Genomic DNA, 19627 nt, shown 5'->3' on the forward strand with positions numbered 1-19627 from the left:
AGAAAAGCGGCAATTGCCGCTTTTCTTGCGAATAACCTCTTGAAAATCGCTATAACTTCCTTTGGTGTCTTGCTACACTTTCGGGCAACCCTACCCGTTTCCGTGGAGTGTTATGGATTTTTTGCAGGATTGGTTAACTTGGTACGACACTTTAGGTACACCCGAAAAGGTTGCGGTGATTTCAGCAATCCTTGGTGGTGTCGGTGCGTTATTTGCTGCGACGGGGCCGCTGTCAGGTTGGTTCAGGGGTAAAAAAGCAGATGCCGCAGCCACCAGCTTTGTTGCTGGCGATCATGCCAATATCACCAATTTCCAGAACAGTTCTAACAATGCCATTTATCATGGGGATGTCCGTGTCCAGCTTTCTAAAGAAGCGGAAGAGCGTCTGCTGCAAAACCTGATTGCCAAAGGTGTGCCAGAATCTGACCGTGCCGCCGAACTCGAAGAACTCAAACGCAAATACGCCGACTTGGAACAACGCTTAGGCGAATACGCCAAAACCGACGAACTCGCCCAACAAGCTCGCCGCGAACTCGACTTAGGCAACCTCGACCAAGCCGAAACCCTGCTGCAACAAGCCTACGACAAAGACTACCAACTCTCGCGCCAGCGTCTTGCGCAACGCGCCTTTGACCTTGCTGAAGTCGCCGAACTGCGCCTTGACCACGACAAAGCCCTCGCCCGCTACCACGAAGTCACCCAACTCCAACCGGATAACGTCACAGCGTGGTGGAGATTTGCCAAAATCGCCCAACAGCTCGGCGACACCACCCAAGCCCTCGACGCATGGCGCGGGATGCAACAAGCCGCTAAAACCCAACAGCAGGAGCGTGAGCTTGCTATCGCAACAGTCGGGGAAGCGGACATCCTGAAAGCCAACGGCGATGGAAAAACTGCACAGGAAAAATTTCTCCAGGCCCATGAAGCACTAAAAAAAGCCGCCAAAGCAGAACCCGATAATACCGCCTGCCAGCGCGACCTGTCGGTGAGCTACAACAAGATAGGCGACTTATACAGGGCGAATGGCGACATGCCTGCTGCGCTGAGGTCGTATCAGGATTCGCTGATGATCCGAAAGAAACTGGTGGAACTCGCCCCAAAGCAGGCTCAATGGCAGCGCGACCTGTCGGTGAGCTATGATAGGATGGGCGATGTGTACAAGGCGAACGGCGATACGCCCACTGCGCTGAAGGCGTATCAGGATTCGCTGACGATCCGAAAGAAGTTGGTGGTACTTGACCCCAAGCAGGCGGAATGGCAGCGCGACTTATCGGTGAGCTATGAGAAGCTGGGCGACCTGTACAAGGCGCACGGTGACACGCCCGCTGCGCTGAAATCGTATCAGGATTCGCTGACGATCCGAAAGAAGCTGGTGGAACTCGACCCGAAGCAGGCTCAATGGCAGCGTGACCTGTTGGTGAGCTACAACAAGGTAGGCGACCTGTACAAGGCGAACGGCGACACGTCAGCCGCACTGAAGGCGTATCAGGAATCGCTGTCGATAGCCCAGAAGCTGGTGGAACTCGACCCGAAGCAGGCGGAATGGCAATACGATCTTGGAATTAGTTATGAACGGGTAGGAAATATGTATCTGGCAAGCGGTGACACAAACGCCGCGTTGGAAAACTATAAGAAACGACATGATATTATCCAGAAGCTGGTGGAACTTGACCCGAAGCAGGCAGAATGGCAACGCGACTTGTCAGTGAGCTACATCAAGGTCGGTGACCTGTACGTAGGGAGCAGCGACACGCCCGCCGCGCTGAAGGCGTATCAGGATTCGCTGTCGATAGCCCAGAAGCTGGTGGAACTCGACCCGAAGCAGGCAGAATGGCAGCGCGACCTGTCGGTGAGCTACATCATTGTCGGCGACCTGTACAAGGCGAACGGCGACACGCCTGTCGCGCTGAAGTCGTATCAGGATTCGCTGGTGATCAGAAACAGGCTGGTGGAATTCGACCCGAAGCGGGCAGACTGGCAAAACGACTTGGTGGTAAATTACTACAAGTTGGCGCAAGTTCAGCCGGATAAGCGCAAAGAATTATTAAGCGAAGCGTTGAAAGTTTTGCAAAGACTGAAGGATGAAAATCGCCTCATTCCTTCAGAACAATGGAAAATTGATGATCTGAAAAATGAGTTGAAAAAGTAGTATCTTGCTCCCCCTCTACCGCTTAGCGGGAGAGGGGGCTGGGGGGTGAGGGTCTTCTTACCACCGCCGTTTTGTTTTAGTATTCGCTATCGCCCTTAACACAAAGAAAAAGCCATGCTGAAACGAGTTTTCCCCCTATTGTCCACGCTCTTGCTGCTGCAAGCCTGTAGCAGTGTCCCCGGTGTTATCGAGCAACCCAAAGTTTCCGTGCAGAATATCAGTTTGCAGGACATTTCCCTGACCCAAGGCACAGCACTGGTTACGTTGAATGTCGCTAACCCCAATGGTTTCCCGATTCCGTTACAAGGCATTGAATACGGCCTGACGCTGAATGGTCGGCAAGTTGCTAGCGGCGACCAAGCGCAAAGCGTCACTATTGGGGCGCATCAGGAAGTGCCAGTCACTGTTCCGGTCAAATTGAATTTCGCTGAACTGTTGCAGCTAGCACCGGAAGCGATCCGCGCCCGCAGTGTGCAATACAACTTAAGTGGGGCAGTGCGCCTGCCATTAATTAAAGTGCCGTTCCAGCGTCAGGGCGGAGTAGGGGTGAAACGATGAGCATTAAATCCGACCATTGGATACGCCGCATGGCAGCACAAATGGGCATGATTGAACCGTTCGAGCCGGGGCAAGTACGTACCGCGAATGGCGAAAAGATCGTCTCTTACGGCACATCCAGCTACGGCTATGACGTGCGTTGCGCCAACGAATTCAAGATTTTCACCAACATCAACAGCACGATCGTTGACCCGAAAGCCTTTGATGAAAAGAGCTTCGTCGATTTTAAAGGTGATGTCTGTATTATCCCGCCGAACTCGTTCGCGCTAGCACGCACGGTGGAATATTTCCGTATTCCGCGCAGTGTGCTGACGGTGTGTTTAGGGAAATCGACGTATGCACGTTGCGGCATCATTGTGAACGTAACGCCCTTAGAACCCGAATGGGAAGGCCACGTTACGCTGGAATTTTCCAATACCACTACTTTGCCTGCGAAAATTTACGCCAACGAAGGGGTGGCGCAAATGCTGTTCTTCGAGTCGGATGAAGTGTGTGGCACTTCCTACAAAGACCGGGGCGGCAAGTACCAAGGGCAATTGGGCGTTACCCTGCCGAAGGCTTAAATCCCGTCATCATCCAAGCCGCCTTGCCGATTGATACGTCGGTTGGCAAGGAAATACAGCCACATCAGCATCGCCATGATCGCAATCAGGGTGATGCTGAAAGCCGCGCCGAAAGGCCAATCCCGCACCACCAGAAATTGGTTGCGGATGATATTGCCCACCAGCAAGTTTTTCGCACCGCCGAGCAAGTCCGCGACGTAAAACATCCCCATCGCGGGCAGGAACACGATCAGGCAACCAGCAATGATTCCCGGCATTGTCAACGGCAAGATAATATGGCGGAAGCGTTGCCAAAATCCCGCGCCCAGATCATGCGCAGCCTCAATCAGGTGTTTGTCGAGCTTGTCGAAACTCGATACTAGCGGCAATACCATGAACGGCAGCAGCACGTACACCAAGCCGAAAATCACCGCGAATGGGGTGTAGAGCAATTCCACAGGTTCATCGCTCAAACCTAAGCCGACCAGCACCGTATTCACCAGCCCCTTATTGCCCAACATCAGCTTGAGTGCATAGGTACGGATCAGGCTATTCGTCCAGAACGGCACGATCATCAGGAAGAGCAATACCCCGCGCCACAGTTTGGGTAATTTCGCCACGATCCACGCGAACGGATACCCCAACAGCAGGCAGATTGCAGTCGTTACCGTTGAAAGCCACAAACTATGCCAGAACACTTCGGCATACAGCGGCTCAAACACACGGGCGTAAGCATCCAGCGTCAAAGGCCACACCGCCAGATGTTGCGGGTCGGGCGACATAATACTGGTCAGCAACACCAGCACATGCGGAACCAGCACAAACAGCCCCAACCAGAATAAGGTGAGGAAAATAATGCTGCTACGGAAGGAGAGGTGAGGCTTTATCAAGATTTTTCGCCCTGTGGGGTGGGAGTTGCTGCCATTATATTTCCCCCACAGGTACATTCAATGGATAATGTGCGTCAGGATTGAAAAGGATTTGGAAGAACCCGTAACCCCATGAAAATCACCTCCCGACTACGTTGGCTATTGGCAGGCGTCATTTTGATGATGACCTTGTTATTCCTGTTGTTCCTATTTTTCGCCACCAAAAATTTCCTCGACTTGTGGGATCGCCTGCAACAAGTGCCCGTATGGTTGTTTTACCTCTATACCGGGCTGGTTGGCGCGGTCATGCTGTTCAGTGCTTGGGTTATTTACAAACTGGTGATGGGCGGGCGCTCTAAACCTGTGCAAGCCAAACGCCTCGAACCGATTACAGAAGCCGAGCTTACCCAAGAAATCAACCAAATCGAAGCAGCCGGGATGGATACCACCCCGTTAGCTGCGGAACTCAAGCGCTTAAATGAGCGCAAGGCGGCTGGGCAAGTCCACATTGCGTTTTTTGGTGATGTCAGCACGGGCAAATCTTCCATTATCAAAGCCTTATTGCCGGAAGCGGGGGTTGAAATCAGCTTGCGCGGTGGTTCTACCCGTGACATCCGCGAATACACGTGGCTGACAGTGGCGGGTGACAGCCTGCTGCTGACCGACTTGCCGGGGCGTAATGAGGCGGAAGGTGGGTTGGATGCTGCTGCCCGTGATGAAGCGATCCGTGCGCAGATTGTGGTCTACGTGACCGACTCCGACTTGAGCCGCAGCCAGTATCAGGACATTCAGGAACTTGCTGCTTTCGGCAAACCGATGCTGGTTGCTATCAACAAAAGCGACCAATACAGCCGCACCGAACAGCAACAACTGGCAGAGCGCATCCGTGGGCGTTTCAAAACAAAGCCCGCAGAAGTGGTGTTCATCCAAGCCGGTGGGATGGAAGAAATCACCCGCATCTACCCGGACGGACGTGAAGAAGTGGTGCAACGTCCGCGCAAGGCCGACGTTTCCGCGCTCGCCAAGTATTTGCAAACTGAAATCGACCAGCGCCTAGAATGGCTGTCGCAGCAACGCGATACCAGTGTGTTGAATCTGGTGCAGGAAAAACTTGATGTTACCCGCGCTACTTTCCGCATCGAACAGGCTAATAACCTCGTGCGCAATTACACCCGCAAGGCGATACTGGGGGCGCTGGCTTCCGTCAGCCCCGGCACTGACCTCGTGATCCAAGGTGTGATCGGCACGCGCATGGTGCAAGAACTCTGCAAGTTGTACGATAGCCCGGTCAGCCAACTCGATATTGATCAATTTCTCAATTTCAGCCAAGACCGCCTCAAAAAAAGTGTGCCGCTGTTGTTGGCGGTGGCGGGCAATGGTTTGAAAGCCTTCCCCGGTATCGGCACGGTCGCGGGCGGGCTGGTTCACGCGGTTGCCTACGGGCTGATTTTTGACGCGCTCGGACACTCCGTCGCAAATACCCTCGAACAACGCGGTGTGCTGAAAGCAGCCACGGCAGCAACGGCTTTTCAGGAGATGCTCAGTGGAAATCTGGAAGAACGTACAAAAACATTTGCCAGATTGGTTATTGAACAATATCGGGGCAAGCAAGACGGATGATCTGGCGGAGGCGCAACCCGTTCCCCCCACCACTGGCGAAACCCATTTACAGCTTGCGACCGAAAGTCTGCGCCAATTGCTGGAAGATGCACGGATTCCCGATTCCATCCGCACCAGCCTGAGCGACGATTACGCCCAAGTGCGCAGTATGCTCGACAAGCTGGAACACGGGCATTTGCACGTCGCGGTATTCGGGCGCGTCAGCGTGGGCAAATCGTCCTTGCTCAATGCCTTACTGGGCAAAACCGCGTTCAGTGTCAGCGTGTTGCACGGCGAAACCCGCAGCGTCAACATGCAGCAGTGGGAAGAATACGCCGACGGCGGCATCTTCCTCATCGACACCCCCGGCATCAATGAAATCGACGGCGAAGCCCGCGAAAAGATGGCGCACGAGGTCGCCAGCCGCACCGACCTGTTGCTGTTCGTGATCGACAGTGATTTGACCGATGTGGAATTCCAAGCACTGAAAACCGTGGCAGCGTCCCACCGCCCCTTGTTATTGGTGGTGAACAAAGCCGACCGCTACACCGAAGACGAACAGCGCCAACTACGCAGCATCTTACGCACCCGCACCCAAGGAATTATTGCCCCGGAAAATATCGTGTTTACCACCGCACAAGCCAGCCGCCAAACGGTGGTTTTCGTTGATGAAAAGGGTCAGGAACGCGAAGGCATCCGCGAGCGTCCGCTCAATGTCACGGCACTGAAATCGCGCCTGTGGGATATTGTCGAAGCGGAAGGCAAAACCCTTGCCGCGCTCAACGCCTCCCTATTCGCGGGTAATCTCAGTAACGAAGTAGGACAGCGTATCCTTGCCATCAAACGTGAATTGGGTGAAAAAACCATCCGCTTATACTGTCTCGGTAAAGGCATTGCAGTGGCACTGAACCCGATTCCAGTGGCGGATTTGATTGCCGCTGCGGTGATTGATGCAGGCATGATCATCCACCTGTCGCGTTTGTACGGTTTGCCGATTTCACGCGGTGAAGCAGGGGATTTGGTGCGTACTATCCTTGCGCAAATGTTGCTGCTGATGGGGACGGTATGGGCGGTGCATCTGATTTCTTCCGCACTTAAATTGGGTACGGGCGGACTTTCCACCCTCATTACAGGGGCAACCCAAGGTGCAGTGGCGTGGTATAGCACATTGGTAGTGGGGCGCGTCGCCGAACAATGGTTGGCAAACGGCAAATCGTGGGGCGATGCAGGCCCGAAACTGACCGTGCAACAGATTTTGGATACACTTGACCGCGATTCCGTGCTTGCTGAAGCCCGCGAAGAAATCGTCACTTACCTGCGCAATACTGTCAAAGGCTGAACACAGGAACTCAACACCCATGCAAAAAAATGTGACCAAGACTGTTGTCGTGTTGGTAGGCGCTGGCCTGCTGGCGCTTTACCAGCATTTCCAGCAGCCGAATAATACCCAAGCTAGCACCCGCCCACCCACGACGGTTTCAACGCAAACCCAAGGCAGCAAGCCATCCAGCGCTGATTACCAACAAGTTGTTGAGAAAATCCGCAATTCCCGCAATAACCCGGACGCGAAATTCCGGGCAATCGTGCAGGGAACTGTGGTCAAGCTGTTGAAAGATGACCGCGAAGGCAGCCCGCACCAACGTTTCTTGGTGGAAATTGCGCCGGATATTACCTTGCTGGTTGCCCACAATATTGAGCTTGCCCCGCGAGTGCCGGTCCAGCAGGGCGAAACCATCACGCTCAATGCGGAATATGTGTGGAACGACAAGGGTGGTGTCTTACATTGGACACACCATGACCCGCAAGGGCGTAAAAGCGGTTGGATTGAAGTGGCGGGCAAGCGCTACGAATAAAATGGGCGACCAAAAGCCGCCCAAACAGTTGCCCGTGTCAGGCTGAAACTGGTTTAAAAGACTGAAATAGGGGCAATCAAGCCACGCAGGTTATCCATCATCACTTTGCCGTGAGAGTCCAGCACCACCACGCGGTCATCCGGCATCAAAGTTGGGTCAGGCGCTAAGCCTCGGCTGATGGCATCCAAATTGACCCGGTAACGTTGCACAACATTGCCGTTTTTGCGGAACAGGTACACATTGCCGTGATCAGCGAGTTTATCTACGCCGCCCGCCATCGAAATTGCTTGTAGCAAGGTGACTTCGCCCGTTACGGGGAATACGCCGGATTGCTGGACAGAACCTGCAACGGTGACTTTGTTGTGGGTGGACTCTTTGACAAAGACATTAACCTGCGGGTTATTCATGTAATCTTTTGCCAAACGTTGGGCAATAACCTGTTCCAGTTTGCTGGCAGATAGCCCTTCCGCATGGACTGAGCCAATCAAGGGCAGGGTAATATTGCCGTCATTATCTACCCGCACGTCTTTGGAAAGGTCGGGGACTTTAAATACATCAATTTCGAGTAAATCGTGGGGTGCAATCCTGTCGCTGGTGCTTTTACCCAGCGATGTGGTGTCCATTGGCACATTAACCGGGGTCATGTGCGCACCATCGTAATGGCTGGGGGCGGATGAACAGGCACTCAACGTGGTTACTGCCGCACAACCCAGCAAGACTTTCGATAACCTTGTCATTTTCATTGGATTAGTTTCCTGTTTATTGTTTTTGCTTCATGTTTGGAATACTACGCTGCCCCAGCGCCTGCTGCGCTTAGCTGCCAGCCGAACGCAAACAAAACACAGACGACAGGAAACCGCTCCTGATCAGCTATAACCTTGGGGGTTATTGCTTTGCCAGTACCATGCATCCCGGCACATGTCTTCCAGCGTTTTTTCCGCCTGCCAGTGGATGAGTTCCTGTGCCAATGCGGGGTCAGCGTAGCAACAGGCAATATCACCGGCACGGCGGGCAACGATGCGGTAGGGAATTTCCCGACCGCTGGCTAGCGCAAAGGCTTTCGCCATGTCCAGCACCGAATAGCCTTGCCCCGTACCGAGGTTGATGGTCAGCAAGTTGGGCACATCGCCGCGTAGGAAGGCTTGCAGCGCTTTCACATGTCCTTTCGCCAAGTCAACGACATGGATGTAATCACGTACCCCCGTGCCATCAGGGGTGGGGTAATCGCCGCCAAAGACGGACAGGTATTCATACGTACCCACCGCGACGCGGGCGATATAGGGCATCAGGTTGTTAGGGATGCCTTGCGGGTCTTCACCAATCTTGCCGCTGCGATGTGCGCCGACAGGGTTGAAATAGCGCAACAGAGCCACTTTCCACGCGGGGTCTGCTTTGTACAAATCGCCGAGCATTTCCTCAATCATCAGCTTGGAACGTCCGTAAGGGTTGGTGGCGGAAAGCGGGAAATGTTCTTGTATCGGCGTGGTGTGCGGGTCGCCATATACGGTGGCAGACGAACTGAATACGATGTTTTTTACCCGGTGGCGTTGCATCGCTTGCAAGAGGGTGATGGTTCCGGCGACATTGTTGTCGTAATAGGCCAGCGGTTGTTCCACCGATTCGCCGACGGCTTTGAGTCCGGCAAAGTGGATGACACTGTAAATGTCATGCGCTTGAAAAATTTTATCCAGCAAGACGGGATCGCGGATGTCGCCTTGGTAAAACGGGATATTGTCCTGCCCGGTAATTTCAGTGACCCGGCGCGTGGATTCTGGTGAACTGTTGCAGAGGTTATCCAGCACGATGACGTGGAAACCCGCTTCGATCAGTTCCACACAGGTATGGGAACCGATATAGCCTGCGCCACCCGTCACCAAAATTGTTTTGTTTGCTTCCATATTGACTCTCAGATTAGGCAAGCGCACCTGAGGTAAGTACGCTTGCCTAAGGGTAGCAAAAACAAATTAAGATTTGTCTGCTTTCGCTGCCCCTTTGTCCGATACTTTGTCAGCAGGCGCGGCTTTGGCATCGGCTTTGTCTGTTTTGCTGTCAGTGCTTGTTTCGGCCTTGTCCGCTACTTTTTCCTTGCTGGAAGTTTCTGCAACCGTGCTCGCACCTTCCGTCAGGGAAATGTCAGCCTTGATTTTGTCGAACAGCTTATCGCCAATGCCTTTGACTTCTTTCAGGTCTTCCAGCGTCTTGAATTCGCCGTGTTCGGTGCGGTAGGTAACGATGGCTTCCGCTTTTTTTGCACCGATGCCGTCCAATGTGTCGAAAGTGGCCGCATCTGCTTTGTTGATGTTAACCATCTCAGCGAAAGCCGCAGGGGGCGCAAATAGGGAAGCCAGCAGTGTGGCGGTAAAGATGACTCTCTTCATGGGTTGTTCCTTTTATTGGAATAATGTTTTAGGTTATTTGTCGGTGTGCAATTTCCCATATCGCCCTGCTTTTGCGAATATTTTTCTGGATAATCGGCTGGATAACTTTTAAGCCGTGAGATGGTACGGTTTAGTGGATTTTTCGGTGCGTCTTGGTTTATCTTGCTGCACACATTCATTGCAGGAGTCAGCCATGCACAAACCCTACATCAAAAAAATCTTATCTTATTCAATGGTCGGTAGTCTCGGCCTGACCATCGTTGCCAGCTTGCAAGGTTGTGGTGGCGACCAACCTCCTACGCCGCCGAAGGATCAAGCCGCTGGGACGATTGCGGATGCAGCCAAGGGCGAAGGTGTGTTCATGGTGATCCAGCAAACAGGTAAGAACCCTGACACGTTCGAGTTGAAGGAAAAGTACCCTGCCAGCGAAACCCGCGCCATCCTCAAAGACATGGACGGCAAAGAGCGCATCCTGACGCAAGACGAACTGAAAAAAATGGCGGAAGAGGAAGCCAAAAAAGTTGAAGATGGCACATCCAAACTTGCCCAACCTGCGGCAGAAAACCAAGGCTTGAGCTTGGGTGAAACCATTCTGGCTTCCGCTGCGGGTGCTTTGGTTGGTGGCATGATCGCCAATAAACTGATGGGCAATTCAAACTACCAACAGCATCAGCAATACCAGCAACAACGGGCACAATCCAGCATCAGCCGTCCCGCTGGTGGTATGGATACCCGAGGCGTGAACCAAGGCGCGAGCCAGCCCAAGTCAGGGTTCTTTGGCAGTAATAGTGCAGGAAATCCTAGCAATGGCTCATCCAGCAGTTCGGCTGGTGGCAGTTCCGTTGGCGGCAGTTCAGCGGGTGGTTAATACATAATGCATTTACAAAAAGTAAAACCCATCAGCCCCGCTTTGATGGAAGAAGTGGGCATGACTTGGCACACTGACCCGGATGGGCAGCCTTACGTCGCTGACGAAATCGTGCAGGTCACGGAAGCCGAGACAGAAGCCTATTACACCGCCGCCAACGAACTCTATGACATGTACGTGGAGGCCGCGCAATACGTCATTGACCACGACCTGTTCTTGGAACTCGATATTCCGTTTAATCTGGCTGACCAGATTCGGCGCAGTTGGGATAACGACGATCGCCACCTGTACGGGCGTTTCGACTTCGCGGGCGGGGTGGATGGCTTGCCGATTAAGCTGATTGAGTTTAATGCCGATACCCCGACCAGCCTGTTTGAAACGGCGGTGGTGCAATGGGCTTTGCTCAAAGCTAATGGCATGGACGAAGCGGCGCAATTCAACACCGTTTACGACAGCATCCGCAATAACTTCCGCCGCCTGTTGACGGGCGAGGACGAGCCGGAAAACTTTGATCGGTATTACAATTTCCAGAACATCCTGTTCTCCAGTATCCGCAACCAGCCGGAAGATGAGCGCACCGTGCGTTTCCTCCAGCAAATGGCGAGCGATGCAGGCTTCCAGACCGATTTTTGCTACATGGACGAAGTGGGTTTTTTGGAAGAGGAGGGTATTTTCAACCCTAGCCAAACCCGTTTCGATTACTGGTTCAAGTTGTATCCGTGGGAAGACATTGCCCTGCAAACCGATGGCATTAACGGCATCCTGAATGATATTACGCGCAATACGGATACGGTGATTTTGAACCCGGCCTATACCTTGCTGTTCCAAAGCAAGGGCATTATGAAAGTGCTGTACGACTTGTTCCCGAACTCACCCTATTTGCTGGAAACCCGCACAGAACCTTTGCGCGGCAAGAAACAAGTGGCGAAAAAGATGTTCGGGCGTGAGGGTGCAAACACTATTATTTACGATGCGGCAGGCAGCATCCTGAAAGAACAGCCCGGTGAATACGACCGTTACCGTACCATTTACCAAGAGTTCGCCACCTACCCGAAAGATGCGCAAGAGCGCAGCTACCAAGCAGGCGTTTTCTTTGCATGGGAAGGCTGCGGCTTAGGTTTCCGTCGGGGTGGTGAAATACTGGATAACCTCAGCAAGTTCGTCGCCCATCGGGTTGTGTAGCACCTACACGATCAGGTTCAAATAAGCGTAAAGGCTACCCAATAAGGCGGCGAGCGGAATCCCCACAATGCCGAGCGTCAGCCACAACAATAAGCGCTTGAATGAATAGCCCTGATGCCAATAGCGCGTCAGGGTGTAAATACCGATCAGCAGTACGACCAATAGAGCCGTGCCCATGATTAGGATCAGTACGAAATCGACCATCTCACCATAGCCGTTGAACACCATTGAACCAGCGAGGGCAAAACCGTGCCCAATGAAATAGAGCGGAACCAGCATCGCCAGCCACGCCACCCAGAATAACGAACGTTGCCATGCAGCATACGCCTGCACATCTACTTTGGTCATAACAGCAAACCTAGACAAGTAGAGGAAAAACGTATTTGAGGGAGTTTCAGCAAGCCCTCAAGTACGTGCCTGCTGTATTCATAGCAAAAATAAATGAGGCTTGCTGTACCATCTATGACCAACACGAAAAAGGGCGCGATAAACGCGCCCTTTTATTGTTACCGGGGTTTCCAGTAATCAGTTTTTGCTCTTGTCGACCAGCTTGTTAGCGGTGATCCAAGGCATCAATGCTCGCAGTTTGCCACCTGTCACTTCGATAGGGTGCGCTGCATTGTTACGGCGGTAAGCAGTCATGGATGGGTAGTTGGACATCCCTTCCAGGATGAATTGCTTAGCGTATTCGCCAGTTTGGATGCGCTTGAGCGCTTCACGCATGGCTGCACGGGACTGTTCATTGATGACTTTCGGGCCAGTCACGTACTCACCGTATTCCGCGTTGTTGGAAATGGAGTAGTTCATGTTGGCAATGCCGCCTTCAAACATCAGGTCAACGATCAGTTTGAGTTCGTGCAAGCATTCAAAGTAAGCCATTTCAGGTTCATAACCGGCTTCAGTCAGGGTTTCAAAGCCCATTTTCACCAGTTCAACTGCGCCACCGCACAGAACCGCTTGTTCGCCGAACAGGTCGGTTTCGGTTTCGTCTTTGAAGGTGGTTTCGATGATGCCAGTACGACCGCCGCCGATAGCAGAAGCGTAAGACAGAGCCACGTCTTTGGCTTTGCCAGAAGCGTCTTGGAAGACCGCGATCAGGTCAGGGATACCGCCGCCGCGCACGAATTCGGAACGCACAGTGTGGCCCGGTGCTTTTGGTGCGATCATGATCACGTCCAAATCAGCGCGTGGCACGATTTGGTTGTAATGGATAGCGAAACCGTGGGCGAATGCCAGCGTTGCACCTTTTTTCAGGTTTGGCTCGATTTCTTGCTTGTACAGTTGGCTTTGGAACTCGTCCGGGGTCAGGATCATGATCACATCGGCGGAAGCAACTGCATCAGCAACAGACGCGACTTTCAGGCCAGCGCCTTGGGCTTTGGCAACGGTAGGGGAGCCAACACGCAAGCCAACAGTGACATCAACACCAGAGTCTTTCAGGTTGCAAGCGTGGGCATGGCCTTGGGAGCCGTAGCCAATGATGGACACTTTCTTACCACGGATGATGGAAAGGTCTGTGTCTTTATCGTAATACATATTCAGTGCCATGAGAATGTTACCTTAAATCAATCAAATACTTAATTAAGCGCGTAAAGCTGCTTCGCCACGGGCAATGCCCATGCTGCCGGAACGTACCACTTCAAGGATACGGAATTCCTTCAACGCATTGACGAAGGCATCCAGCTTGCTGCTGTCGCCCGTCAATTCAATCGTGTAGGTTTTATCCGTCACGTCGATGATGTTTCCACGGAAGATGTCTGACAGGCGTTTGACCGCTTCGCAGGCAGAATTTTTCTCTACCCCGACTTTGACGAACATCATTTCGCGTTCGATGTGTGAATACTGGGAAAGATCCATGACCTTCACCACATCAATCAACTTGTTCAATTGCTTGACGATCTGTTCAACGATTTCATCGCTGCCGCGTGTCACCAGCGTCAGGCGCGAAAGGGTCGCATCATCGGTCGGTGCAACTGTCAGGGATTCAATATTATAACCCCGTGCGGAGAATAACCCAGCAACACGCGACAACGCGCCCGCTTCATTCTCCATCAGGATGGAAATTACATGCCGCATTTTGTCACCTACACCAGAATCATTTCGTTATGCCCAGCACCGGCTGGAACCATCGGGTAAACGTTGCCTTCTTGCGCCGTGACGAAATCCATGAAGACCAGCCGGTCTTTCATCGCCAAGGCTTCTTTCAGTGCACCTTCCACGTCAGCCGGATTTTCGATGCGCATCCCGACGTGCCCGTAGGCTTCTGCCAGTTTGACGAAATCGGGTTGGGTATCCATCGTCGACATGGCGTAACGCTTTTGGTAGAAGAATTCTTGCCACTGGCGCACCATGCCGAGGTAGCCGTTGTTCAGGGTGATAACCTTGATCGGCAGGCGGTATTGCAGGCAGGTTGCCAATTCTTGGATACACATCTGGATGCTGCCGTCACCTGTGATGCAGGCTACGGTTTCGTCCGGGTAAGCCAATTGCACGCCCATTGCGGCAGGCAAGCCAAAGCCCATTGTCCCTAAGCCCCCGGAGTTGATCCAGCGGTTCGGTTTGTTGAACTTGTAGAATTGCGCTGCCCACATTTGGTGCTGGCCTACGTCGGAAGCAACATACGCTTCGCCGCCAGTGAGTTCCCACAACTTGTCGATGACGTATTGCGCACGGATCGGGCCTTCCGGTTCCTGCGTGTATTTCATGCAGTTGACTTTGCGCCATTCGTTGATCTGGTTCCACCATACCGCGAGTGCCGCCGGATCGGGGCGCTCAGTACGGCTGCGGAGTTCTTCCAGCAGGTCGATGATGACGTGTTTCACATCGCCAACGATAGGCACATCGACATGCACGTTCTTGGAAATGGATGCAGGGTCAATGTCAATGTGGATGATGCGTGCATCTGGGCAGAACTTGTCTACATTGCCGGTAACGCGGTCGTCGAAACGTGCGCCAATGGCAATGACCAGATCGGCTTTGTGCATGGCATGGTTGGCTTCATACGTGCCGTGCATCCCCAGCATTCCGATGAATTGCTTATCCATTGACGGGTAAGCGCCCAAGCCCATCAGGGTTTCGGTGATCGGGAAGCCCAATTCACGGGTCATCTCGGTCAATTCATGCGCAGCCCCAGACAGTACAACACCACCGCCGGTATACAGTACCGGGCGCTTGGCTTCCAACATCAGGTCAACCGCACGGCGGACTTGGCGCTTGTTGCCTTTGTAGGTCGGGTTGTAGGAGCGCATGGTGATTTCCTTGGGATAATGGAATTCACAACGTGCCACTGTAATGTCTTTGGGGATGTCGACCAGAACCGGGCCAGGGCGGCCTGTGCTGGCAATATAGAATGCCTTCTTGATGGTTGTGGCAAGCTCTCTTACATCCGTGACCAAGAAGTTATGTTTCACGCAGGGGCGGGTAATGCCCACAATGTCGACTTCTTGGAATGCATCATTGCCAATCAACGCACGCGGCACTTGCCCGGTGAATACCACCAAAGGCACAGAGTCCATGTACGCATCCGCAATACCAGTCACTGCGTTGGTTGCACCCGGCCCGGATGTCACCAGCGCTACGCCCGGCTTGTTGGTTGCTTTGGCATAACCCTCGGCTGCATGTACAGCCCCTTGTTCATGTCTTACCAGAATATGGTTGATTTTGTCCTGCTGTTTGTACAGCGCGTCATAGATGAACAGGACAGCACCTCCGGGATAACCGAAGATAGTTTCAACCCCTTCTTCCTTAAGACACTCGACGAATATCTCGGCACCGGTCAGTTCCACTCTAAACTCCGTAAATCGCTAATGGCGAAGGAAAAGACTCGCATCATAATACGAATTATTCAGGGATTACACCCCAAAAAGCGTGTGACTATGGGTTTTTTCTGGTGTCGGGCGGTGGGGGCGTCATCATGACGGCAGGTGCAAGTGTATTTCCTGCGCCTCTTCCATCAACTGGATGACATCATCTAGGGCAATCTGGTCAGGGTTGATCTGGCTGCAACCATTGAGGCGCTCGAACAATGCTTCCTGTTCCAGAATGTAACGTTCACCGCTTTTCAATTGCACATACGCGGCCCACGGGATGAATTTGGTCAGTGGGAATACCTGCCCATCCGCCGGGGAAATGTCGACATGCAACCCGGTGACATACACCAGATTGCGCCCCCGGTAGGCTTTTTCCTGCGAAATGCTGCGGTAGGCACGGTCGAATTCGGCCTGCGTATTCGCTTGTGCAGCGGTCAGCATTGGCTCGGCAGAGGTCACAATCCACGGCATTGCACCGATCAGGTTTTGCTCCAGTTGGCGGGTTCCATCATGGTCTTCGCTGAGGTCAGTGTGGTAAGTGAAATATTCCGGCAGCAGCGCATCACCGATGGGTTGTCTGCCACCCCCTTCCGCAAAAAACCAGCGCATGTCGGCAGTGAAATCTTCGGTGGCATAGAAGGTGCGCGAAGTGCTTTGGATTGAAATTGGCACCATTTCACCATCCGTTTGGTATTGCACCATCTTGTTTAGGTTCAGCACCAGACTGCGTTCGCGGCTGCGGGACAAGTACTGATTGTCGATGGTCAGATGGCATTGCCCGTTGCGCATTTCGATGAAAACATTGTTGCGGGCGAAATCGTATTCCTTCAGATACCAATTGAGCGTGCCGTGAATTTTACCGCAGTTGCTGGAGCATTCATCATGCGCTGTCTGCGAACGCCGATACGTACCAAACTGGCAGGTTTCCGGGTCGTAACCGACGTGGCTGGAATGCACAATGACCAAATCTTCGCCATGGTGCGCGTGCGGGCCGTGGCGGTCACAAGCCATGATGCCACCCACGCGCCCGTGGTTGAACGGGAATGTACCGAAATGTTTCGCCAGTAAAATGATTGGGTAGCCTTGGCTTTCGTCGGAACAGAATGCCCGTGACGGCATGATCTTGCCCACTTCAAAGCCCAGTTGCTTGCACCAATTGTACAAGCGCGGCACGAAACTGCTGTAGCGGAACCAGTAGCCTTCCATACGGAAATGACCAAGGCTGGCTTGGATGTGGTCACGGACGTTATACATATAGGTACTTAGTGTTGTTTGTGCAGGGTAATTGTGGCGTGTGACAGCGCGTTTTGTCCAGCTTCGGGCAATACGTGGCAGGCTTGTTTGCGGTAAACTCTTTCCCCTAGCTGCTTGCCCAAACCGTTAACCCTAAAGATACCCGAATGAGCCAAACCGCCAACAACCTCGCCGCCTACTGCTGGTCAATCGCTGACCTGCTGCGCGGCGATTTCAAACAGTCCCAATACGGGCGCATTATCCTGCCGTTCACCCTGTTACGCCGCATGGAATGTGTGCTGGCAGCGAGCAAGGATAAGGTGCTGGCGGAACACGAGCGCGTCAAAGCCCTGAAATTGCCGGAAGAAGCTCAGGAAAAGCTGCTGCTGCGTGCCAGCGGTCTGGCGTTTTTCAATACCTCGAAAATGGATTTGGGCAAGCTGGGCGAAGCAGGGATCAAGGCCAATCTAGAAAGCTATTTGCAGGGCTTTTCCCGTGATGTCCGCGAAATTTTCGAGTACTTCAACGTTGCGGAATTCGTCGGGCAGCTTAATGATGCCAACCTGTTGTACAAGGTGGTGCAGAAGGTGCGGGCGACCGATTTAAGCCCTGCCGCCGTTTCCAACCACGACATGGGGCTGGTGTTTGAGGAACTGATCCGGCGGTTTGCGGAAAGCTCGAATGAAACGGCTGGGGAGCATTTCACCCCGCGTGACATTGTGCGCCTGACCACCGCGCTGGTGTTCATGGAAGACGATGACGCGCTGAGCGGCGATGCGGTGATCCGCACCATTTACGACCCGACTGCTGGCACGGGCGGCTTTTTGTCGTCGGGCATGGAATACCTGTATGAACTCAACCCCAGTGCGCGGCTTGTGCCGTATGGGCAGGAGCTGAACCCGGAAAGTTACGCCATCTGCAAGGCCGATATGCTGATTAAGGGGCAGGCGGTCGGCAATATCAAGCTGGGCAATACGCTTTCCAACGACCAATTGTTTGCTGACCGCTTTGACTACATGCTGTCCAATCCGCCGTTTGGGGTGGACTGGAAAAAGATCGAAGGCGACATCAGGAAAGAGGCGGCACGCGGTTATGCGGGGCGCTTTGGGGCGGGCTTGCCGCGTGTGTCGGATGGTTCGCTGCTGTTTTTGCTGCACCTGATCAGCAAGTTGCGCGATGCCAAGTCCGGCGGTGGGCGTATCGGCATTATCCTCAACGGTTCGCCGCTGTTTACCGGCGGGGCAGGGTCGGGCGAATCCGAAATCCGCCGCTACATTCTCGAAGCCGATTTGCTGGAAGCGATTGTCGCGCTGCCGACCGATATGTTTTACAACACCGGGATTGCCACTTATGTGTGGGTGCTGTCCAATAAAAAGGCGGCGACACGCAAGGGCAAGGTGCAGCTCATCAACGGGGTGAACCTGTACGGCAAAATGCGCAAGTCGCTGGGCAGCAAGCGCAATGAAATGAGCGAAGACGACATCCGCACCATTACCCGCTGTTTCGGCGCGTTTGAAACGGTGGATAGGAGTAAGATTTTCCCTACCCATGCGTTTGGCTATCGGCGCATTACGGTCGAGCGTCCGTTGCGCGAGTCGTTCCAGTTCAGTGATGAACGCCTTGCCACGCTCAGTGTTGCCAGCACCTTGCTGAAAGTCCGCCAGTTGCAGGCGCAGATTGGCACGGCGCAATGCGATGACATGAACACTTACGAAGCGGTGCTGACGCGGGCAACTCTGGATTTGAACATCCGGCTGGATGCAGCGGAAAAGAAACAGATTCGGGCGGCGGTGAGTTGGAAGAATCCGGCGGCGACAAAGGTCATCAAGAGACGGCACAAAAACACTGAGCCAAATCCGCTATATGGCCTGTTTGCTGTGGATGACAGAGCGGTCGAGTATGAAGCCGATAGCGACTTGCGTGATTATGAAAACGTGGCGCTTGACCCGTCACAACCCGTCGATGCGCTGGTTGATGCCTATTTCCGGCGGGAAGTGTTGCCGCACGTTGCGGATGCGTGGATTGACAGCAGCAAGCGCGATCCCAAGGATAATGAAGTCGGTCTGGTTGGTTATGAAATCCCGTTTAACCGGCATTTCTACGTCTATCAGCCGCCGCGTGATCTTACCGAGATTGATGCTGATTTGGATGCGGTTTCGGCGGAGATTATGGCGTTGTTGCGGGAGGTGCATTCATGAGGTTGATGCATGAAGACCCTCACCCCAACCCCTCTCCCAGAGGTAGAGGGGCTAAGAAAAACAGGTTCTTGCTCCCCCTCTACCTCTGGGAGAGGGGGCTGGGGGGTGAGGGTTCTTGTGAAATACCAAAGGTGATCTTATGACAGCCGCATATCAACCGTACCCCGAATACAAAGACTCCGGCATCGAATGGCTCGGTGAGATGCCCACGGATTGGCGCGTCAAACGACTCAAACATATTTCCCCCTCGTTAAGTGTAGGGCCTCTGTACACGACAATTTTCCTAATCAGCGGTTTTCAGCAGCAAGGTGACATTGCCATTTGCCTTAGCGATTAAGTTTGGAGGCCATAAAAACAGCATCCACAAGCGGAGGTTTTCTGCCACTGCA

The 19627-nt window shown here is 53.3% G+C and carries 18 protein-coding genes; 9 read left to right on the forward strand and 9 right to left on the reverse strand.

The window, feature by feature from the left end; translation table 11 throughout:
* The first annotated feature begins 112 nt into the window (after window positions 1–112).
* The 3 genes from PHE17_RS12360 (at window position 113) to dcd (ending at window position 3270) form a co-directional block, all read left to right on the forward strand.
* Window positions 113–2149: a tetratricopeptide repeat protein gene (locus PHE17_RS12360; protein ID WP_301016169.1), complete on the forward strand. Its 2037-nt coding sequence runs from the start codon at window positions 113–115 to the stop codon at window positions 2147–2149.
* A 114-nt stretch (window positions 2150–2263) separates the two neighbouring features.
* Window positions 2264–2707, forward strand: coding sequence for an LEA type 2 family protein (locus PHE17_RS12365; RefSeq protein ID WP_301016170.1), 444 nt, complete (start codon window positions 2264–2266; stop codon window positions 2705–2707).
* Window positions 2704–3270 (forward strand): dCTP deaminase, encoded by a 567-nt coding sequence (gene dcd / locus PHE17_RS12370; RefSeq protein WP_301016171.1) that lies wholly within the window; start codon window positions 2704–2706, stop codon window positions 3268–3270. Before PHE17_RS12365 ends, dcd begins: the two co-directional genes overlap by 4 nt.
* Here the strand turns inward: dcd and potB are convergent.
* The gene (gene potB, locus PHE17_RS12375; protein WP_301016172.1) at window positions 3267–4139 is read right to left on the reverse strand and encodes a spermidine/putrescine ABC transporter permease PotB; all 873 of its coding nucleotides are present in this window, start codon (window positions 4137–4139) and stop codon (window positions 3267–3269) included. The two genes, dcd and potB, sit on opposite strands and share 4 nt — an antisense overlap.
* 111 nt (window positions 4140–4250) lie before the next feature.
* On the opposite strand from potB, the gene PHE17_RS12380 reads away from it, so the two are divergent.
* Genes PHE17_RS12380 through PHE17_RS12390 form a run of 3 tightly spaced genes read left to right on the forward strand, consistent with a single transcriptional unit; the run spans window position 4251 to window position 7570 of the window.
* Window positions 4251–5738 carry a GTPase gene (locus tag PHE17_RS12380; protein WP_301016173.1) on the forward strand — a complete coding sequence of 496 codons (1488 nt, stop codon included), beginning with the start codon at window positions 4251–4253 and terminating at the stop codon, window positions 5736–5738.
* A complete protein-coding gene (locus PHE17_RS12385; RefSeq protein WP_301016174.1) occupies window positions 5662–7056 on the forward strand; it encodes a DUF697 domain-containing protein in 1395 nt (464 codons plus the stop codon). The genes PHE17_RS12380 and PHE17_RS12385 overlap by 77 nt, the downstream gene beginning before the upstream one ends.
* A 19-nt stretch (window positions 7057–7075) precedes the next feature.
* On the forward strand, window positions 7076–7570 hold the full coding sequence (locus PHE17_RS12390) for a DUF3465 domain-containing protein (RefSeq protein WP_301016175.1): 495 nt from the start codon (window positions 7076–7078) through the stop codon (window positions 7568–7570).
* A 53-nt stretch (window positions 7571–7623) separates the two neighbouring features.
* Here PHE17_RS12390 and PHE17_RS12395 read toward each other — a convergent pair whose 3' ends face one another.
* The 3 genes from PHE17_RS12395 to PHE17_RS12405 all read right to left on the reverse strand — a co-directional run bounded on the left by PHE17_RS12395 (window position 7624) and on the right by PHE17_RS12405 (window position 9948).
* Entirely contained in the window at window positions 7624–8313 is a 690-nt protein-coding gene (locus PHE17_RS12395) for a polysaccharide biosynthesis/export family protein (RefSeq protein WP_301016176.1), read from the reverse strand.
* A 123-nt stretch (window positions 8314–8436) separates the two neighbouring features.
* Window positions 8437–9468 (reverse strand): UDP-glucose 4-epimerase GalE, encoded by a 1032-nt coding sequence (gene galE, locus PHE17_RS12400; RefSeq protein WP_301016177.1) that lies wholly within the window; start codon window positions 9466–9468, stop codon window positions 8437–8439.
* 66 nt (window positions 9469–9534) lie between these two features.
* Complete coding sequence (locus PHE17_RS12405) at window positions 9535–9948, reverse strand: helix-hairpin-helix domain-containing protein (protein WP_301016178.1); 414 nt, start codon at window positions 9946–9948, stop codon at window positions 9535–9537.
* A 193-nt stretch (window positions 9949–10141) separates the two neighbouring features.
* Here PHE17_RS12405 and PHE17_RS12410 point away from each other — a divergent pair, with 193 nt between their 5' ends.
* Both PHE17_RS12410 and PHE17_RS12415 read left to right on the forward strand, forming a co-directional pair.
* Complete coding sequence (locus PHE17_RS12410) at window positions 10142–10816, forward strand: hypothetical protein (protein ID WP_301016179.1); 675 nt, start codon at window positions 10142–10144, stop codon at window positions 10814–10816.
* A gap of 6 nt (window positions 10817–10822) precedes the next feature.
* Window positions 10823–11998: a glutathionylspermidine synthase family protein gene (locus PHE17_RS12415; protein WP_301016180.1), complete on the forward strand. Its 1176-nt coding sequence runs from the start codon at window positions 10823–10825 to the stop codon at window positions 11996–11998.
* A gap of 3 nt (window positions 11999–12001) precedes the next feature.
* Here the strand turns inward: PHE17_RS12415 and PHE17_RS12420 are convergent, their stop codons facing one another.
* The 5 genes from PHE17_RS12420 to PHE17_RS12440 all read right to left on the reverse strand — a co-directional run bounded on the left by PHE17_RS12420 (window position 12002) and on the right by PHE17_RS12440 (window position 17061).
* A complete protein-coding gene (locus PHE17_RS12420) occupies window positions 12002–12346 on the reverse strand; it encodes a hypothetical protein (protein WP_301016181.1) in 345 nt (114 codons plus the stop codon).
* Window positions 12347–12523: 177 nt separating this feature from the next.
* Window positions 12524–13540: a ketol-acid reductoisomerase gene (ilvC, locus tag PHE17_RS12425; RefSeq protein ID WP_301016187.1), complete on the reverse strand. Its 1017-nt coding sequence runs from the start codon at window positions 13538–13540 to the stop codon at window positions 12524–12526.
* A gap of 39 nt (window positions 13541–13579) precedes the next feature.
* Entirely contained in the window at window positions 13580–14074 is a 495-nt protein-coding gene (gene ilvN, locus PHE17_RS12430) for an acetolactate synthase small subunit (RefSeq protein WP_301016182.1), read from the reverse strand.
* Window positions 14075–14082: 8 nt separating this feature from the next.
* The gene (gene ilvB, locus PHE17_RS12435) at window positions 14083–15783 is read right to left on the reverse strand and encodes a biosynthetic-type acetolactate synthase large subunit (protein ID WP_301016183.1); all 1701 of its coding nucleotides are present in this window, start codon (window positions 15781–15783) and stop codon (window positions 14083–14085) included.
* 126 nt (window positions 15784–15909) lie between these two features.
* The gene (locus PHE17_RS12440) at window positions 15910–17061 is read right to left on the reverse strand and encodes a hypothetical protein (RefSeq protein WP_301016184.1); all 1152 of its coding nucleotides are present in this window, start codon (window positions 17059–17061) and stop codon (window positions 15910–15912) included.
* A gap of 146 nt (window positions 17062–17207) precedes the next feature.
* On the opposite strand from PHE17_RS12440, the gene PHE17_RS12445 reads away from it, so the two are divergent.
* Entirely contained in the window at window positions 17208–19238 is a 2031-nt protein-coding gene (locus PHE17_RS12445) for a class I SAM-dependent DNA methyltransferase (protein ID WP_301016185.1), read from the forward strand.
* Window positions 19239–19627: the final 389 nt, after the last annotated feature.

Origin of the sequence: Thiothrix sp., assembly GCF_028714775.1 — a bacterium.
Taxonomy (GTDB): domain Bacteria; phylum Pseudomonadota; class Gammaproteobacteria; order Thiotrichales; family Thiotrichaceae; genus Thiothrix.

Coding starts and splice junctions, on each gene's coding strand:
- PHE17_RS12360 (WP_301016169.1), top strand. CDS start 113: ATGGATTTTTTGCAGGATTGGTTAACTTGGTACGACACTTTAGGTACA.
- dcd (WP_301016171.1), top strand. CDS start 2,704: ATGAGCATTAAATCCGACCATTGGATACGCCGCATGGCAGCACAAATG.
- PHE17_RS12390 (WP_301016175.1), top strand. CDS start 7,076: ATGCAAAAAAATGTGACCAAGACTGTTGTCGTGTTGGTAGGCGCTGGC.
- galE (WP_301016177.1), bottom strand. CDS start 9,468: ATGGAAGCAAACAAAACAATTTTGGTGACGGGTGGCGCAGGCTATATC.
- ilvN (WP_301016182.1), bottom strand. CDS start 14,074: ATGCGGCATGTAATTTCCATCCTGATGGAGAATGAAGCGGGCGCGTTG.
- PHE17_RS12380 (WP_301016173.1), top strand. CDS start 4,251: ATGAAAATCACCTCCCGACTACGTTGGCTATTGGCAGGCGTCATTTTG.
- PHE17_RS12445 (WP_301016185.1), top strand. CDS start 17,208: ATGAGCCAAACCGCCAACAACCTCGCCGCCTACTGCTGGTCAATCGCT.
- PHE17_RS12415 (WP_301016180.1), top strand. CDS start 10,823: ATGCATTTACAAAAAGTAAAACCCATCAGCCCCGCTTTGATGGAAGAA.
- PHE17_RS12365 (WP_301016170.1), top strand. CDS start 2,264: ATGCTGAAACGAGTTTTCCCCCTATTGTCCACGCTCTTGCTGCTGCAA.
- PHE17_RS12420 (WP_301016181.1), bottom strand. CDS start 12,346: ATGACCAAAGTAGATGTGCAGGCGTATGCTGCATGGCAACGTTCGTTA.
- PHE17_RS12405 (WP_301016178.1), bottom strand. CDS start 9,948: ATGAAGAGAGTCATCTTTACCGCCACACTGCTGGCTTCCCTATTTGCG.
- PHE17_RS12410 (WP_301016179.1), top strand. CDS start 10,142: ATGCACAAACCCTACATCAAAAAAATCTTATCTTATTCAATGGTCGGT.
- PHE17_RS12440 (WP_301016184.1), bottom strand. CDS start 17,061: ATGTATAACGTCCGTGACCACATCCAAGCCAGCCTTGGTCATTTCCGT.
- PHE17_RS12395 (WP_301016176.1), bottom strand. CDS start 8,313: ATGAAAATGACAAGGTTATCGAAAGTCTTGCTGGGTTGTGCGGCAGTA.